Genomic DNA, 17139 nt, shown 5'->3' with positions numbered 1-17139 from the left:
TGAGGGGCCCGAGCGCTCAGTAGCTGGGGAGCCTGCGGGGGCCCAGGTCGGTGCGAGGGGGCGGTGGTGCGAGACGGACGGAGGCATCGAGAACAGCGAGGCCCTGGGGTGCGACGACGACCGGTTCGAGACTGATCGACACCACCTCGGGGTGATCGTCGACCAGCCGTGAGACCCGGAGAAGGAGCTCTTCCAGCGCGGCGGTGTCGACGGGCGCGGAGCCGCGCCAGCCGAACAGGAGCGGGGCGGTGCGGATGCTGCGGACCAGCTCGGCCGCGTCGCGGTCGGTGGCGGGGACGAGGCGGTGGGCGGTGTCGCCCAGCAGCTCGGAGGGCGGGCCCGCCAGCCCGAAGGAGAGCACAGCGCCGGCGCCGGGGTCGATGGCGGCGCGCACGACGGTGTCGACTCCGCGCGGGACCATCGCCTGCACGACGGGCTGCAGCTCGGCGGGCTTGCCGAGTGAGCCGATCAACTCCGTGTACGCCTGGCGCAGTTGCGTCTCGTCCGCCAGATCGAGACGTACGCCGCCGAGGTCGGCGCGGTGGCGCAGGTGCGGGGCGGTTGTCTTGAGAGCAACGGGATAGCCGAGGCGCCGGGCGGCCTCGGCGGCGGAATCGGCGTCCGAGGCGGGCAGGGCGGACCGTACACGGATGCCGTAGCGGGCGAGCAGCTCGTGGGCGTCGACCTGGCCGAGGGTGAAGCCCCGGCTGTCGCTGTCCCCGCCGAGCAGCCGCTCGATCTGGGCGGCGGCCCCTGCCTCGTCGATGTCGTCGTACTCGGGCACCCTCCCGGGCTCGGCGGCCTGCCGCCGCCACTGCGCATACCTGACGGCCTCGGCCAGCGCCCGGACGGCCCGCTCCGCGGCGGGATACGCGGGGATGCGCCGCGTGTCGTCGCCTGCGGCAGGACGGTCGGCATCCGCAACGGCGCGCGCCTGCGGGGCACGGGAGGGCGCGGCGTCGGCGTGCGCCGGACGGGCGCCGGGCCGGGCAGGCACGTCGGCGCCGGCGGGGGCCGATCGCCGCCCTTCGTCGGCGGGGGCCTCGGAGGCGCCGTGCCCCTGTGAGCCGGCCGGCCTGCCCGAGACACGTCCCCGCAGACCGAACCACGACCTGGCCACCGCGGACCGGGACGTGCGGCGGGCATCCCCGGACGACACGTCCGCGTCCACGGCAGCGCCATGCTGGTCCGCCGCCTTCCCGGACGACACGTCCGCGTCCACGGCAGCACCGTGCTGGTCCGCCGCCTTCCCGGACGACACGTCCGCGTCCACGGCAGCACCGTGCTGGTCCGCCACGCCCGTGCCCCGGCCCTCGCCCGAAGGGGCATACGGCCCCGGCGACGACGCGTCCGCGTCTATGGCAGCACCGTGCTGCTCCGCCGCCTTCTCGGACGACACGCCCGTGTTCACTGCAGCGCCATGCCGATCGGCCACGCCCGTGCCACGAGCCTCTGTCGAAGGGGCATCCGCCCCGGGCGACGACACATCCGCATCCACGGCAGCGCCATGCCGATCCGTCACGCCCCTGCCCCGGCCATCACCCGAAGGGGCATCCGCACCCGGCGACGACACATCCGCATCCACGGCAGCGCCATGCCGATCCGTCACGCCCCTGCCCCGGCCATCACCCGAAGGGGCACCCGCCCCCGGCGACGACACGTCCGCGTCCACCGGAGTCGAAACCTGCCGCCGCCCGTCCGACGCCGGGACCGCAGCGCTGCCGACCGCTTCAGGCCCGCCCCGCCCGTTCGTCGGCGCGGACCCGCCCCGACTGCCGGCCGCCTCCGGCTCGCCCCGCCCGACCCGACGGTCCGTCGACTGCGGCCCGCCGTCGGCGGTCTCAGCGGCCTCGGACGACTCGGCCGCTTCGGACGGGCGGCCGGGCGTCGTGCCCGCACGGGCGCGTGGGGACGTGCTCGATGCCGCCGAGAGCGCGTCCGCCAGCGCACCCATCTCGACGTGCACCACGGCCACCGGCTTCGCCGCGCTCGTCGCCGCCGCGTCGCGGAGGGCCGTGGCCAGCACCTCGCCGTCGCCCGATTCCGTGACGCCGTTCTCGCCGACCCACGGGATCGCCGTGACGACCACCGCGTCGCACGCGTCGTCGTCCAACGCCCGGGCGAGCGCTGTCCGGAAGTCCGCCGGCGTCGCCCCTGTCGTGAGGTCGAGCGGCGGCAGCGGCCGTAGCCCTTCCGCGAGGCACGCGTCGTACGCGAGAAGCCCGAGGGACTCGGAGTTGCCGAGGATCGCGACCCTCGGCCCGGCCGGCAGCGGCTGCCCGGCGAGCAGCAGCCCCGCGTCGATCAGCTCCGTCACGGTGTCCACCCGGATCACGCCCGCCTGACGCATCAGCGCGCCGACCGTCGCGTCCGGCATCCGCGTCACCGGCACCGCGTGCCCCGGCGGCGCGCTGCCGCTGTGGCGCGCGCCCTTGACGACGACGACCGGCTTGACGGGCGCCGTGCGCCGGGCGAGCCGGGTGAACTTGCGGGGGTTGCCGATGGACTCGAGATAGAGCAGGACGACGTCCGTGCCCGGGTCCTCGTGCCAGTACTGGAGGAAGTCGTTGCCCGACACGTCCGCGCGGTTGCCGGAAGAGATGAAGGAGGACAGCCCCGCGCCACGCCGGTGCAGTCCCGAGAGCAGCGCGATGCCGATCGCCCCGGACTGGGTGAACAGACCGATCCGCCCGGTCGCCGGGGACTCGGGGGCGAGAGAGGCGTTGAGCCGGACGGTGTCCGCCGTGTTGATGATGCCGAAGGCGTTCGGGCCGATGATCCGCATGCCGTACGAGCGTGCCTGCCGCACCAGTTCGCGCTGGCGCTCGCGGCCTGCCGCGCCGCTCTCCGCGTATCCGGCGCTCAGCACCACCAGGCCCTGGACGCCGTGCTCGCCGCAGTCGGCGAGCACCTCGGTCACCCGCTCGGCGGGCACGGCGACGATCGCCAGGTCGACGGGCTCGCCGATGTCGCCGACCGAGCGCACGGCCGGCACGCCCTCCAGCTCGGTGCGCCCCTCGGGAAAGGCGCGGTTCACCGCGTACACACGGCCCGTGAAGCCCGCGCCCAGAACATTGCGCAGGGCGGTGCGGCCGACGCCGCCCGGCCGACGGCCCGCACCGATCACCGCGATCGAGCCGGGCGCGAGAAGGCGCTGCACGGAGCGGGCCTCGGCCCGCTGCTCGCGGCCGCGCTGCACGGCGAGGGACTCCTCCGTCGGTTCGAGGTCGAGGGTGAGATGGACCGAGCCGTCCTCGAAGCTGCGCTTCTGCGTGTATCCGGCATCCCGGAACACCTTGATCATCTTGTTGTTCGCGGGCAGGACCTCCGCCGCGAACCGCCGGATGCCACGTTCGCGCGCGACGGCGGCGATGTGCTCCAGCAGGGCGGACGCGACGCCGCGCCCCTGGTGGGCGTCCTGGACGAGGAAGGCGACCTCGGCCTCGTCGGCGGGCGCACTGGCGGGGCGGCCCTGCGCGTTGATCCGGTCGTAGCGGACGGTCGCTATGAACTCGCCGCCGACCGTCATCGCGAGCCCCACCCGGTCCACGTAGTCGTGGTGGGTGAACCGATGCACGTCCTTGTCGGACAGCCGGGGGTAGGGGGCGAAGAAGCGGTAGTACTTCGACTCGTCGGAGACCTGTTCGTAGAAGCTGACGAGCCGGTCGGCGTCCTCGGTGGTGATGGGCCTGATGCGCGCGGTGCCGCCGTCGCGCAGCACCACGTCTGCTTCCCAGTGATCCGGGTAAGCGTGCTCCGAGGTCTGCATGGGGCAAGCGTACGGCGCGGCCACCGGTCGCGTGGGTGGTTGTGGACGGGCAGGCTGAGAGGGCTTCGCAGCGGCCGTGACCACGATCCGGACGCCATGGGAAGCACACCGGAACGCATGAGAGACTGGTCTAGACAACTCGTTGAGACTTGAAGGGCAACACCATGGCTGAGCGTCGCGTCAATGTCGGCTGGGCCGAGGGCCTGCACGCCCGCCCCGCGTCCATCTTCGTTCGTGCCGCGACGGCAGCCGGCGTTCCGGTGACGATCGCCAAGGCCGACGGCAACCCGGTCAACGCCGCCTCCATGCTGGCCGTCCTCGGCCTCGGGGCACAGGGCGGCGAGGAGGTCGTGCTCGCTTCCGACGCGGACGGCGCCGACGCCGCGCTGGACCGCCTGGCCAAGCTCGTGGCCGAGGGTCTGGACGAACTCCCCGAGACCGTCTGAACCCCGCGTTCCGGTGATCCGGTCCCGTCCGGCCGGCTCACCCGACGACCATGGCAGAGCCGCGGCGTTCCGGAAAAGGAACTCCGCGGCTTTTGCGTTCCCGTACGTCCACCGGGAAATGAATTCGAGCAACCGAAAATCAGCGGGACCGAATAGGCCCCTTCTTGTATACGGCTCGATTGTTAATTGCGGACGCTCGCGATGTTTACGGGATGTTGCGAAGTCCTCACCCGCTCCGGGCGCCGCAGCCGGTGTGCGGCCGACGCCCTTTCCACGTGCAGGGCCGTGAGCGACCGCGCACGTTCCACATCGCCGCGCGCCACGGCGTCCACGATCGCGCCGTGCTCGGCCCAGGACTCGACGGGCATGGCCGGCTGGTCGACGGCGTACATCCAGGCGATCTTGTGCCGCAGCTGGGTCAGCAGGGCGGTCAGCCCGGGGCTGCCGCAAGCCTGCGCGAGTGTCTCGTGGAACCAGGCGCCCAGGGACCGCAGGTCCTCGCCCTGGCCGCGGCGGGCGCGTTCCTGACCCAGCCTCACCAGGCCGCGCAGCACCTTCAGATGCGCCTCGGTCCGCCGCTGGGCGGCGCGCGCGGCGCCGAGCGGCTCCAGCAGCATGCGGATCTCCAGTAGGTCGGCCGCCTCCTGCTCGGTGGGCTCGGCGACATGGGCGCCGGCGTGGCGCCGGGTGACGACGAAGCCCTCGGACTCCAGAGTGCGCAGCGCCTCGCGCACCGGGACGCGGGAGACCCCGTAGCGGCGTGCGAGGTTCTCCTCGGTGAGCCGGCTGCCGCGCTCGAATACACCGGAGACGATGTCGTCGCGGATCGCCGTGCATACAGAGTGCGCGGGAATGCGCATGTCCGAACCTCCGCCTTGATACGCGCGAAACGCAGCCGACTGACTCGTGTCCAGTGACTCTATTCCAGTCCGCGGGATTTTCCGATGGCCGACCGCATTCCATGGATATCTTTTGGCCGGAAACGGCGGAATGCGATCGGTCGGCTGCCCGCCCCGGACACGGGATCGGACACGAGATCGGGCAGGGGACGGCGGGACCGGCCCGGGCACGGGACACGGGACACAGGACACGCGAGCGGTGCCGCGGACGCGGAAGACCCCCGGCGGCACGCCGGGGGTCTTCCCAAGATCCGTCGGTTCAGACGCTGACGCCGCGTGCGCGCAGATACGCGACCGGGTTCATGTCGGAGCCGTACTCCGCCGTGGTCCGGGCCTCGAAGTGGAGGTGCGGGCCGGTCGAGTTGCCGGTCGAGCCGGAGAGGCCGATCTGCTGCCCGGGCATGACCTGCTGGCCGACCGAGACGTTGATCGACGACAGGTGGCCGTACTGGGTGTAGGTGCCGTCGTTCATGCGGAGCACGATGTTGTTGCCGTACGCGCCGGCCCAGCCCGCCTCGACGACGGTGCCGGCACCGACGGCCACGACCGAACTGCCGGACGCGGCACGGAAGTCGACGCCGGAGTGGCTGCCGGAGGACCAAAGGGACCCGCCGGCCTGGTAGCCGGTGGTCACGTACGAGCCCGCGACGGGGAGCCGGAAGGAGTTCAGGCGCCGGCGCTCGGCCTCGCGGGCGGCGCGCTCCTTGGCCTCGCGGGCCTCCTTGGCCCGTGCCTCGGCCTTGCGCTTCGCCTCGGCCTTCGCCTTCGCCCGGGCCTTGGCGGCGGCCTCCTGCTTCTGGGCGGCGGCCTGGTCGGCGATCTCGTCGGCGATGGACCCCATGGAGACGATCTGGGTCAGGCCGGTGTCCTCGACCGAGGGCTCGGCTTCGGCGGCGAGTGCTGGGGAGGCGAGGCTTCCGATGACGCCGGTGGTGGCCAGAGTCGCGACTCCGGCGAAGCTCGCACTCCTGCGCGTGAGGCGGCTCGGGGCACGGTGCTTCCCGGTGGCACGGGTGAACGCCATGAAAAGGCTGGTCCTTTCCTTCCTTCTCGCCTACCGGGTTAGCTGACGGGTTCGGAGCAGGAAGGTCTCCTACGGGCCCCTCCGCGCGGGCGAAGGCGTCCGATTCACCCCAGGGAATGGACCTCTTGTGCCCGATGGCGGGCAAAGAGGGTGGGTCCCCGGCTCCCCGGGCTCGCGCCTGAAGGGGACTCGGCGATGACTGTCCGATGCCGCGGGTGCGGCGTGATCCAGGCGAACAGCCGGACCGACGCTAGGCAGGTCATCTGCCGATAACCAAACGGACAGCCTGTTTTGTAGCGCATGCCACAGGGCAGACAGGCAGCCTCCCCATCAAAACGGGCAAAGCCCGGAACCCCGGCAAAGGACTCAAAGCCGGGGTTCCGCTTGAGTGCACAGCACTCGTTCTGTACCTGTCCGCCCGACAGGTGGCCTTTGATCAGCCCGTGACGACGGTCACTTCACCGATATCGAGCGCCCTGACGGGCTCCTCGATCTGGGCCGCGTCGCCGACCAGCACGGTGACCAGACGGTCCACAGGGAACGCGGAGACCGCCGCCGCCGTCGCCTCCACCGTCCCCGTCGCGGCCAGGCGGGCATACAACTGCGCCTGGTAGTCGTCCGGGAGGTGCTGCTCGACCTGATCGGCGAGCGTGGCCGCGACCGACGCCGCGGTCTCGTACTTCAGCGGGGCCACGCCGACCAGGTTCTGCACGGCCACGTCGCGCTCGGCGTCGGTGAGCCCCTCCGCCGCCAGCGTGCGCAGCACCTTCCACAGGTCGTCCAGCGCGGGGCCGGTGTTGGGGGTGTCCACGGAGCCGCTGATGGCCAGCATCGAGGCTCCCGAGCCGTCCGGAGCGGAGAGCAGCACCTGGCCGAAGGCCCGTACGCCGTAGGTGTAGCCCTTCTCCTCGCGCAGGACGCGGTCGAGCCGGGAGGTCAGCGTGCCGCCCAGGCAGTACGTGCCGAGCACCTGGGCCGGCCAGACGCTGTCGTGGCGGTCGGGACCGATACGGCCGATGAGCAGCTGCGTCTGCACGGCGCCCGGCCGGTCGACGATGACCACCCGGCCGGTGTCGTCGGCAGTGACGGCAGGCACGGGCCGGGTGTCGCCCTTGTCACCCGTCCAGGCCCCGAGGGTGTCGGCGAGGACGGCGTCCACGTCGATCCCGGAGAGGTCGCCGACGATCACGGCGGTCGACGTGGCGGGCCGTACATGCGCCTCGTAGAAGGTCCGCACGGCAGCGGAGTCGATCCGGGCCACCGTCTCCTCGGTCCCCTGGCGCGGGCGCGACACCCTGAGGGACGACGGGAAGAGCTCCTGGGAGAGCTGCTTGGCCGCACGGCGGGCAGGATTGGCCATCTCGTGCGGGATCTCGTCGAGCCGGTTGCGCACCAGCCGGTCGACCTCGCCCGCCGCGAAGGCGGGGGCGCGCAGCGCCTCGGCGAGCAGGCCGAGTCCCTTGGGCAGCCGGGAGGCGGGGACCTCCAGGGAGACGCGGACACCGGGGTGGTCCGCGAGCGAGTCGAGCGTGGCACCGCAGCGCTCCAGCTCGGCGGCGAACTCCTCGGCGCTGTGCTTGTCCGTGCCCTCCGACAGGGCGCGCGCCGTGATCGTGGCAACGCCGTCGAGCCCCTCGGGCTCGGCCTCCAGCGGGGCGCCGAGGAGGATCTCCACGGCGACGACCTTCTGGCCCGGGCGGTCGCAGCGCAGCACCGTCAGTCCGTTGTCCAGCGTGCCGCGCTGGGGGGCGGGGAAGGCCCAGGGCCGGGCGGTGCCGGGGGTGGGCTGCGGGTGGAACTCCATGGTCACGGCAGCGTCGCTCACTGGTCCGCCCCCTTGTGCTCGTCGCTGTCGTCGGCCGCCGCGGCCTCGTCGCTGTCGTCGGCGGAGATGGGCTCGTAGACCAGTACAGCCCGGTTCCGGGGGTGCAGCCGTGCCTCGGCGACCGCCCGCACCTCCTCGGCGGTGACACCGAGGACGCGCTGCACGGCGGTCAGCGCCAGCTGCGGGTCGCCGAACAGGACGGCGTAACGGCACAGTTCGTCGGCGCGGCCGGCGACGGTGCCCAGCCGGTCGAGCCATTCGCGCTCCAGCTGGGCCTGGGCGCGCTCCATCTCCTCGGGCGTCGGTCCCTCGGCGGCGAACCGCGCGAGCTCCTCGTCGACCGCGGCCTCGATCTGCGGGACCTCGACACCGCCGGACGTCTTGACGTCCAGCCAGCCGAGCGAGGGAGCACCGGCCAGGCGCAGCAGCCCGAACCCGGCGGCGACGGCCGTCTGGTCGCGGCGGACCAGGCGGTTGTGCAGGCGGGAGGACTCGCCGCCGCCGAGGACGGTGAGCGCCAGGTCTGCGGCGTCGCACTCGCGGGTGCCGTCGTGCGGGAGGCGGTAGGCGGCCATCAGGGCGCGGGCGGGCACCTCCTCGACGATCTCCTCGCGCAGCTGCTCGCCGATGACTTCCGGCAGGGAGCCGTCGCGCGGGGGCTGCTTGCCGTCGTGCGAGGGGATGGAGCCGAAGTACTTCTCGATCCACGCGAGCGTCTGCTGCGTGTCGATGTCGCCGACGACCGACAGGACCGCGTTGTTCGGCGCGTAGTACGTGCGGAAGAAGGCGCGGGCGTCCTCGAGGGTCGCCGCGTCGAGGTCGGCCATCGAGCCGATCGGCGTGTGGTGGTAGGGGTGACCCTCGGGGTAGGCCAGGGCGGTCAGCTTCTCGAACGCCGTGCCGTACGGCACATTGTCGTAGCGCTGGCGGCGCTCGTTCTTGACGACGTCGCGCTGGTTCTCCATCGACTCGTCGTCGAGCGCGGCGAGCAGCGAGCCCATGCGGTCGGCCTCCAGCCAGAGCGCCAGCTCCAGCTGATGAGTGGGCATGGTCTCGAAGTAGTTGGTGCGCTCGAAACTGGTGGTCCCGTTCAGCGAGCCGCCGGCCCCCTGCACCAGCTCGAAGTGGCCGTTCCCCTTCACCTGGGCCGAGCCCTGGAACATGAGGTGCTCGAAGAGGTGGGCGAGTCCTGTACGGCCCTTGACCTCGTGGCGGGAGCCGACGTCGTACCAGAGGCAGACCGCGGCGACCGGGGTCAGGTGGTCCTCCGAGAGCACGACGCGCAGGCCGTTGGCCAGGCGGTGCTCGGTCGCTGTCAGGCCGCCGGACCCGGCCTGAGCTGTGGCCGTGTGACCCATGGGCATGTACGTCCCTTCGATCGCGATGCTGGAATTGCTGCCAGACCTGCCACTGTATGCAAGCGCGCTGACGCCTGGCGAAGTTCCCGGCCGACGGTCCGCGTTGTTCCCCCGCTCGTGGGCGGGGCCGCGGCCGGGGTTGAACCTGGGTCGCGGTCCGCGTTGTCGGTGGGAAGGTCCACAATGGTCGGCGTCAGATCCAGCCTGGTACGTGAAGGAGCAGCAGCCGCGATGGCCCGCCGCAGCACGAAGACCCCGCCGCCGGACGATTTCGAGGAGAGGATCCTCGACATCGACGTCGTGGACGAAATGCAGGGCTCCTTCCTCGAGTACGCGTACTCGGTGATCTACTCCCGCGCCCTGCCCGACGCCCGCGACGGCATGAAGCCGGTGCACCGCCGCATCGTCTACCAGATGAACGAGATGGGCCTGCGCCCCGACCGCGGCTACGTGAAGTGCGCGCGCGTCGTCGGCGAGGTCATGGGCAAGCTGCACCCGCACGGAGACGCGTCGATCTACGACGCCCTGGTGCGCATGGCGCAGCCGTTCTCGATGCGCCTGCCGCTCGTCGACGGCCACGGGAACTTCGGCTCGCTGGGCAATGACGACCCGCCCGCCGCCATGCGGTACACCGAGTGCCGCATGGCGGATGCCACCAGTTTGATGACGGAGTCGATCGACGAGGACACGGTCGACTTCCAGTCGAACTACGACGGCCAGGAGCGGGAGCCGGTAGCCCTCCCGGCCGCCTACCCGAACCTGCTGGTCAACGGTGCCTCCGGCATCGCGGTCGGCATGGCCACCAACATGCCCCCGCACAATCTGGGCGAGGTCATCGCCGCCGCCCGCCACCTGATCCGATACCCGCACGCGGACCTCGAGGCGCTGATGCGCCATGTGCCCGGTCCCGACCTGCCCACGGGTGGCCGGATCGTCGGCCTGGGCGGGATCAAGGACGCGTACGAGAGCGGTCGCGGCACGTTCAAGATCCGTGCCACTGTGTCCGTCGAGACGGTCACCGCCCGCCGCAAGGGTCTGGTCGTCACCGAACTGCCCTTCGCGGTCGGTCCGGAGAAGGTCATCTCCAAGATCAAGGACCTGGTCTCGGCGAAGAAGCTCCAGGGCATCGCCGACGTCAAGGACCTCACGGACCGCCAGCACGGTCTGCGCTTGGTCATCGAGATCAAGAACGGGTTCATCCCCGAGGCCGTCCTGGAGCAGCTGTACAAGCTGACGCCCATGGAGGAGTCCTTCGGCATCAACAACGTGGCCCTGGTGGACGGTCAGCCGCTCACCCTGGGGCTGAAGGAGCTGCTGGAGGTCTATCTGGACCACCGGTTCGAGGTGGTGCGCCGCCGCAGCGAGTTCCGCCGGACCAAGCGCCGCGACCGGCTGCACCTGGTGGAGGGGCTTCTCGTCGCCCTGCTCGACATCGACGAGGTCATCCGCCTGATCCGTTCCAGCGAGAACTCCGCCCAGGCCAAGGAGCGCCTGATCCAGCACTTCTCCCTGAGCGAGATCCAGACGCAGTACATCCTCGACACTCCGCTGCGGCGCCTGACCAAGTTCGACCGGATCGAGCTGGAGAGCGAGCGCGACCGGCTCACCGGCGAGATCGAGGAGCTCACCCGGATCCTGGAGTCGGACGCCGAGCTGCGCAAGCTGGTCTCCGCCGAACTGGCCGCGGTGTCCAAGAAGTTCGGCACCCCGCGCCGCACGGTGCTGCTGGAGTCCGCGGGCACACCGGCGCCCGCCGCGTCCCTCCAGGTCGCGGACGACCCGTGCCGTGTACTGCTGTCCTCGACGGGCCTGCTGGCGCGGACCGCCACCGGCGAGCCGCTGGTGGACCACGGCACCCGGCGCACCAAGCACGACGTGATCGTTTCGGCGGTGCTCACGACGCAGCGCGGCGAGGTGGGTGCGGTGACGTCGGCGGGACGGCTGCTGCGCCTGTCGGTGATCGACCTGCCGCAGCTTCCCGACACGGCGTCCGACCCCAACCTCGCGGGCGGCGCGCCGGTCGCGGAGTTCCTGTCGCTGGAGGCGGACGAGAAGGTCGTCTGTCTCACCTCGCTGGACGAGTCGTCCCCCGGCCTCGCGCTCGGCACCGCGCAGGGCGTGGTCAAGAGGGTGGTCCCCGACTATCCGTCCAACAAGGACGAGTTGGAGGTCTTCACCCTCAAGGAGGGCGACCGCATCGTGGGCGGCACGGAGCTGCATACGGGCGAGGAGGACCTGGTCTTCATCACCTCCGACGCGCAGCTGCTGCGCTTCCCGGCCTCGCAGGTGCGACCGCAGGGCCGGGCGGCCGGCGGCATGACCGGTATCAAGCTTGCGGAAGGCGCCGAGGTGATCTCGTTCACCGCGGTCGACCCGGCGGGGGACGCGGTGGTCTTCACGGTGGCCGGCGCGCAGGGCACTCTGGTTGACGGTCCGACGACGGCGAAGCTCACGCCGTTCGACCAGTACCCGCGCAAGGGGCGCGCGACGGGTGGTGTGCGCTGCCAGCGCTTCTTGAAGGGTGAGGACATGCTCGTCCTGGCCTGGGCCGGCGCGGCCCCGGCGCGCGCGGCGCAGAAGAACGGCGCACCGGCGCAGTTGCCTGAGCTCGACCCGCGCCGTGACGGCTCGGGCACGCCGCTGACGTCACCGGTCGCGGTGCTGGCGGGGCCCGCGAGCTAGATGTCGTGGTCGGGGGCGCCGGTCCCGTCCGGCTCCCCCGGCGCCTCGTCGCCGTCGGCCTCCCGTGGCACGTAGCGCAGCACGCCCCACATGCTGCGCTCGTCGGGGAGGTCGTCTGAGCCGCTCAGCGCGCAGGACTCGACCTCCTTGCGGAGCCCTTCGGCGTCGATGCCGGAGCCGATGAGCACGAGCTGTGTCCTGGGATCCGCACCGGCAGGCCAGGGCTGCGGATAGAAGCGCAGGAAGCGTCCGACCGCGTGCACCGCGTACCGGTTCCGCGGATCGGCCGCACCGAAGTCGACGAAGCCCTTGATCCGGTACAGCCCGGCGGGCCTCGAGTCCAGGAACGTCATCAGACGGCGCGGGTGCACCGGCACGTCCAGGGCGACGGAGACGCTGTCGTACGCGGTGTGCAGATGCCCCTCGTGGCCGCTTTCGTGCGCGTGCTCATGGCTGTGCTCACGGTCGTACGCCTCGGCGTAGAGGTCCTCGAAGGACAGCTGGCGGACCTTCTCGTCCCGCTCGGGCCGTACGGCCGGGTCGAGAAGCAGCTCCGGGTCGATGCGGCCGTACTGCGCGCTGACGACGGGCGTGCCGCCGGCGAGCTGGGCGAGTGTGTCCCGCAGCCGCTCCAGGCCGGCCCCGCCCACCCGGTCGGTCTTGTTGAGGACGACGAGGTCGGCGATCGCGAGATGCCGGTCGATCTCGGGATGCCGGGCCCTGATCGCGTCGAACTCGGCGGCGTCGACGACCTCGGCCAACCCTCCGTAGACGATGCGGGGGTTGTCGCTGGCGAGAATCATCCGCACGAGCTCCTGCGGCTCGGCCAGCCCCGACGCCTCGACCACGATGACGTCGATCCGTGCCGAGGGCCGGGTGAGCTTGTCCAGATAGTCGTCCAGCTCGCTCGCGTCGACGGCGCAGCAGAGACAGCCGTTGCCGAGGGAGATCGTCGAACCGACCTGTCCGGCAACGGTCATGGCGTCGATCTCGATCGATCCGAAGTCGTTGACGACGACACCGATGCGGTTGCCGCCGTTGCGCCGCAGCAGATGGTTGAGCAACGTGGTCTTCCCGGATCCGAGGAAGCCCGCGAGGACGACGACGGGGATCTGGGGCCTGGTCGGGCTCACTGCTGCACCTCGGACGGTTCGACTGCTCCGGCGGCCCAGGATAAGGGCGCGACATGAAGTGAACGATTGTTAGCAGCGCGTACCGGGCACACATTCGGCACGGCCCATGGACGTACGCCACGGCGTTCCCTCCGTGCGCCGTCATCTCCGCCTCCCCGCCGGTCAGCGCCGCTCGGCACTCTGGGAGTCGCAGACATGCAGTCGACGACCGCTCGCGGTGCCCGGCGCCGCGCACTCCGCCCGGTTCGGTGGACGGTCGCCTGTTTCGGGGGTTGACATGGGCACACAGGGAAATCGGCAGCAGCGAGGGGTGGCGGCAGGCATCGCACTCGTCCTCGCCTCCGCAACAGGCATGGTGGGACTGGTCGCCGCACTCAGCCTGGTCATCAGCTCGTCGATGGAGGCACTCGCCCCCGATACCGACGTCTCCGCCGCCAACGCCGTCTTCTCCGGTCTGGCCTTCGGCGCGGTCCTTGTCGCCCTGGTGATCCAGCACGGCCAGATGCGCCGGCAGAACTCCAGCCTCGCCACGCAGCTGAAACACATGGAGGCAGCCAACGGCTACCAGCGGCGCGCCGACATCACCAGCCAGCACCGGCTCCAGTTCGAGCTGCTGTCCAAGGCCATGGACGATCCGGATCTCGCCGCGGTGCTCAACGCGTACGGCGACGACGTCTCGCCGGTGAAGCAGCGCCAGTACCTGTACGCCAACGCCCTCTACAGCAACCTCCTGCACGCCTACCGGATCGGCTCGACCAGCGAGCGGGACCTGCGGGGCCATGTGAAGGTGATCTGCCGCAGCCCGCTCTTCCACGACTACTGGCAGGCGACCCGGACGCACCGCGAAGAGTTGCCGTACGAGTCCGACGAGGCCAGGCTCGGGCGGATGGTCGACCGGGTGATCGACGACGTCCAGCGGGGTGACCGCCCAGGTCCGGCGGGGTGACCGGGGAGCAACGTCCTCGTTTCACCTGTGTGCAACCGGGGACCGCAGTGGACCGAGCGTGACACACTGCGCCCCAGCCGTGTCATACCTCTCTCCACACACAAGGATCGGCGCCAGTGAAGATCGTTCGTAGGATCGGAGCCTCTCCTCGCGAGCGCGGAAGCCTGTCCGGGCAGACCTGCCCGGACATTTTCGAGCTCAGCGACGGCCGCTTCGCCGTGATCGGCACCGAGGCCACGGAAGACCTCGACAAGGAGCTTCCGGCCGACGCCGCCCGCGCGGACTACGAGCGCATCGTGATCATCAGTCGCGAAACGCTCATCAGAGCCAAGGCCGACATCCCCGACGCGTAACGGCCGACGGGGACCGAACGTGCTCGGCACCGACCGGTGCCGGGCACGTCGTCGTTCGTACGGGCTGTGCCATGACGCCCTCAGCCGTGGTGACGCCGGCGGGATGTGCCGCGGCGGCCCCGGCGGGTCGGCAGCAATGGGCGTCAGCGGCCGGGGCGCGTCTCCCTTGGCGGTACCGTCCATTTCGCGATGGAGGATGTGCCGTTTACCGTTCTCAGGCATGAGTCCCGTACCGACCGCCACCGCCCGGCGACGCCGGTTCGGCTGGCCGCAGCGGGTCTTCTCCCAGGTCCTGCTCATGCAGCTGGCCATCGCCACCGGCGTCACGGCTCTGGCCACCGGCCTGTTCCTCGCACCGCTCAGCTCCCAGCTCGACGACCAGGCGATGCGGCGCGCCCTTGCCATCGCCCAGACCACCGCCTCCCCGGAGCTCGCCGACGAGCTGACCGGCTCCCGCCCGGCCGCCGACGGCCCGGTGCAGAAAGAGGCCGAACGGATCAGGCTGTCCACCGGCGCCGAGTACGTCGTCGTCATGAACGACAACGGCGTCCGCTGGTCGCACACCTCCCCCTCCGAGATCGGGCACATCGTCTCGACCGACCCCAGTGACGCCCTCGCCGGCCATGAGGTGATGGAGATCGACAGCGGCACCCTCGGCCGCTCCGCGCGGGGCAAGGTGCCGCTCCGGGACGACGAGGGCCGGATCGTGGGGGCCGTGTCGGTCGGTATCGAGTACGACAGCGTCCGGGCCCGGCTGCTCGCCGCGATCCCCGGCCTCATCGCCTATGCGGGCGGCGCGCTGGCCGTCGGCGCGCTCGCCGCCTACCTGATCTCCCGCAGGATCCAGCGGCAGACCCATGACCTCGCCTTTTCCGACATCTCGGCGCTGCTCGCCGAACGCGAGGCGATGCTCCACGGCATCCGGGAGGGCGTCGTGGCCCTCGACCGGTCCGGGCGGATCCGGCTGCTCAACGACGAGGCACAGCGCCTGCTGGGTGTCGGCCCCGACGTCACAGGCCGGCCCCTGGGCGAGGTGCTGGGCGAGGGCCGCACGACCGACGTCCTGGCGGGCCGGGTCAGCGGTGAGGACCTGCTGACCGTACGCGGCAGCCGCGTGCTCATCGCGAACCGTATGCCGACGGACGACGGCGGTGCCGTCGTGACTCTGCGCGACCGCACCGAACTGGAGCAGCTGGGCCGGGAGCTGGACTCGACCCGGGGACTGATCGACGCCCTGCGGGCCCAGGACCACGAGCACGCCAACCGGATGCACACGCTCCTCGGCCTGCTGGAACTGGAGATGCACGAGGACGCCATGGAGTTCGTGACGGAGGTCGTCGGTGTGCACCGGGCCACCGCGGAGCAGGTCACGGAGAAGATCCACGATCCGCTGCTCGCCGCGTTGCTGGTGGGCAAGGCGACCGTGGCGGCCGAGCGCGGCGCGTCGCTGCGCATCGCGCCCGCGACGCTGCTGCCGGACCGGCTGGTGGATCCGCGTGGGCTGGTGACGGTCGTGGGCAATCTCGTCGACAACGCGCTGGACGCGGCCGCGGGCACACCGGACGCGACGGTCGAGGTGGAGCTGTACGCGGAGGGCCGCACGGTCGTGCTGCGTATCGCGGACAGCGGGCCGGGGGTGCCGGCCGGGCAGCGTGAGCTGATCTTCACCGAGGGCTGGTCGACGAAGGAGCTGCCCGTGCACGGCAAGCGCGGGCTCGGCCTCGCGCTGGTGCGCAGGTTCGCCGAACGGCAGGGCGGCAGCGCGGTGGTGCGCGAGGCCGCGGGCGGCGGCGCCGAGTTCACCGTCGTCCTGCCGGAGGCACTGGCGGAGCAGCCGCTCCCGGCGACGGGGCCGGCGCAGACGGTTGCGGCCGCCGCCGAGAAGACGCGAGACGCACGATGATCGACGTACTGGTCGTGGACGACGACGTCCGGGTCGCCGAGATCAACGCGGCCTATGTCGCCAAGGTGCCGGGCTTCCAGGTCGCCGCCGTCGCCCACTCGGCCGCCGAGGCACTGGCCCGGATCGCCGGGACGCCGGTGGATCTGATCCTGCTCGACCACTACCTGCCGGACGAGAACGGGCTCGCCGTGGTCCGGGAACTGCGCCGCCTCGGCCATCAGACCGATGTGATCATGGTGACGGCGGCCCGCGACGTGGCCACGGTGCAGGCCGCCATGCGGCACGGCGCACTCCAGTACCTGGTGAAGCCGTTCAACTTCGCCGGGCTTCGCGCCAAGCTGGAGGCGTACGCGACCCTGCGGCGCGCCCTCGACGGGGGCGGCGAGGCGGAGCAGGCCGAGGTGGACCGGATCTTCGGCGTCCTGTCGGCCGGATCGGTCGCCCCGGAGCTGCCCAAGGGGCACTCCACGACGACAGCCGAGCTGGTGCGCCAGGTCCTGCTGGCTGCCGACGGCCCGCTGTCCGCCCAGGAGATCGCGGAGCGGGCGGGGATCAGCCGGCAGACCGCACAGCGCTACCTGAAGCTGCTGGAACGGACGAACCGGGTCCGCCTGAGCCTCAAGTACGGCGAGACGGGCCGTCCCGAGCACCGCTACTCCTGGACGACCAGCGGCTGAACCTCCGGCGCCCCGACGCGTGCCGCACGCGCGCTGTGTCAGTCGTCCAGAACGGCGACGGCGAGTCGGCGCAGCCGATCGGTGTCCGCGATGATGCCGATCGCGGTGATCCTGGTCGCGCTGA

12 protein-coding genes and 1 riboswitch are annotated in these 17139 nt (G+C 71.5%); of the genes, 6 read left to right on the top strand and 6 right to left on the bottom strand.

Annotated elements, in window-relative coordinates; all coding sequences use genetic code 11:
* Positions 1-16 precede the first annotated feature (16 nt).
* The gene (locus J7E88_RS00490; protein WP_215176048.1) at positions 17-3769 is read right to left on the bottom strand and encodes a GNAT family N-acetyltransferase; all 3753 of its coding nucleotides are present in this window, start codon (positions 3767-3769) and stop codon (positions 17-19) included.
* Between the two features lie 164 nt (positions 3770-3933).
* Here J7E88_RS00490 and J7E88_RS00485 point away from each other — a divergent pair, with 164 nt between their 5' ends.
* The gene (locus tag J7E88_RS00485; RefSeq protein WP_215176046.1) at positions 3934-4215 is read left to right on the top strand and encodes an HPr family phosphocarrier protein; all 282 of its coding nucleotides are present in this window, start codon (positions 3934-3936) and stop codon (positions 4213-4215) included.
* A gap of 182 nt (positions 4216-4397) precedes the next feature.
* On the opposite strand, the gene J7E88_RS00480 is transcribed toward J7E88_RS00485, so the two are convergent.
* From J7E88_RS00480 to J7E88_RS00465, 4 genes are all read right to left on the bottom strand, one after another.
* Complete coding sequence (locus J7E88_RS00480; RefSeq protein WP_215176045.1) at positions 4398-5075, bottom strand: GntR family transcriptional regulator; 678 nt, start codon at positions 5073-5075, stop codon at positions 4398-4400.
* 298 nt (positions 5076-5373) lie between these two features.
* A complete protein-coding gene (locus J7E88_RS00475; RefSeq protein ID WP_215176044.1) occupies positions 5374-6138 on the bottom strand; it encodes a M23 family metallopeptidase in 765 nt (254 codons plus the stop codon).
* A gap of 12 nt (positions 6139-6150) precedes the next feature.
* Positions 6151-6343, bottom strand: a riboswitch (cyclic di-AMP (ydaO/yuaA leader).
* A 231-nt stretch (positions 6344-6574) separates the two neighbouring features.
* The gene (locus J7E88_RS00470; protein WP_215176198.1) at positions 6575-7942 is read right to left on the bottom strand and encodes a pitrilysin family protein; all 1368 of its coding nucleotides are present in this window, start codon (positions 7940-7942) and stop codon (positions 6575-6577) included.
* Positions 7943-7959: 17 nt separating this feature from the next.
* The gene (locus tag J7E88_RS00465) at positions 7960-9327 is read right to left on the bottom strand and encodes a pitrilysin family protein (protein WP_215176043.1); all 1368 of its coding nucleotides are present in this window, start codon (positions 9325-9327) and stop codon (positions 7960-7962) included.
* Between the two features lie 225 nt (positions 9328-9552).
* On the opposite strand from J7E88_RS00465, the gene J7E88_RS00460 reads away from it, so the two are divergent.
* A complete protein-coding gene (locus tag J7E88_RS00460; RefSeq protein ID WP_215176041.1) occupies positions 9553-12003 on the top strand; it encodes a DNA topoisomerase (ATP-hydrolyzing) subunit A in 2451 nt (816 codons plus the stop codon).
* Here the strand turns inward: J7E88_RS00460 and J7E88_RS00455 are convergent.
* Positions 12000-13136 carry a GTP-binding protein gene (locus J7E88_RS00455; RefSeq protein ID WP_215176039.1) on the bottom strand — a complete coding sequence of 379 codons (1137 nt, stop codon included), beginning with the start codon at positions 13134-13136 and terminating at the stop codon, positions 12000-12002. The genes J7E88_RS00460 and J7E88_RS00455 overlap by 4 nt on opposite strands.
* Before the next feature lie 310 nt (positions 13137-13446).
* Between J7E88_RS00455 and J7E88_RS00450 the strand changes: the two genes are divergently transcribed.
* The 4 genes from J7E88_RS00450 to J7E88_RS00435 all read left to right on the top strand — a co-directional run bounded on the left by J7E88_RS00450 (position 13447) and on the right by J7E88_RS00435 (position 17015).
* The gene (locus J7E88_RS00450) at positions 13447-14082 is read left to right on the top strand and encodes a DUF6082 family protein (protein ID WP_308307201.1); all 636 of its coding nucleotides are present in this window, start codon (positions 13447-13449) and stop codon (positions 14080-14082) included.
* A 116-nt stretch (positions 14083-14198) separates the two neighbouring features.
* Positions 14199-14435, top strand: coding sequence for a hypothetical protein (locus J7E88_RS00445; protein WP_177151644.1), 237 nt, complete (start codon positions 14199-14201; stop codon positions 14433-14435).
* A gap of 220 nt (positions 14436-14655) precedes the next feature.
* Positions 14656-16338: a sensor histidine kinase gene (locus tag J7E88_RS00440; RefSeq protein ID WP_215176037.1), complete on the top strand. Its 1683-nt coding sequence runs from the start codon at positions 14656-14658 to the stop codon at positions 16336-16338.
* A complete protein-coding gene (locus tag J7E88_RS00435; RefSeq protein WP_215176035.1) occupies positions 16335-17015 on the top strand; it encodes a response regulator in 681 nt (226 codons plus the stop codon). The genes J7E88_RS00440 and J7E88_RS00435 overlap by 4 nt, the downstream gene beginning before the upstream one ends.
* Positions 17016-17139: the final 124 nt, after the last annotated feature.

It is taken from the genome of Streptomyces sp. ISL-10, from assembly GCF_018614575.1.
Lineage (GTDB): Bacteria > Actinomycetota > Actinomycetes > Streptomycetales > Streptomycetaceae > Streptomyces.
Note: the sequence above shows the minus strand (reverse complement) of the source record. Positions and strands in the feature narration are given on the sequence as shown.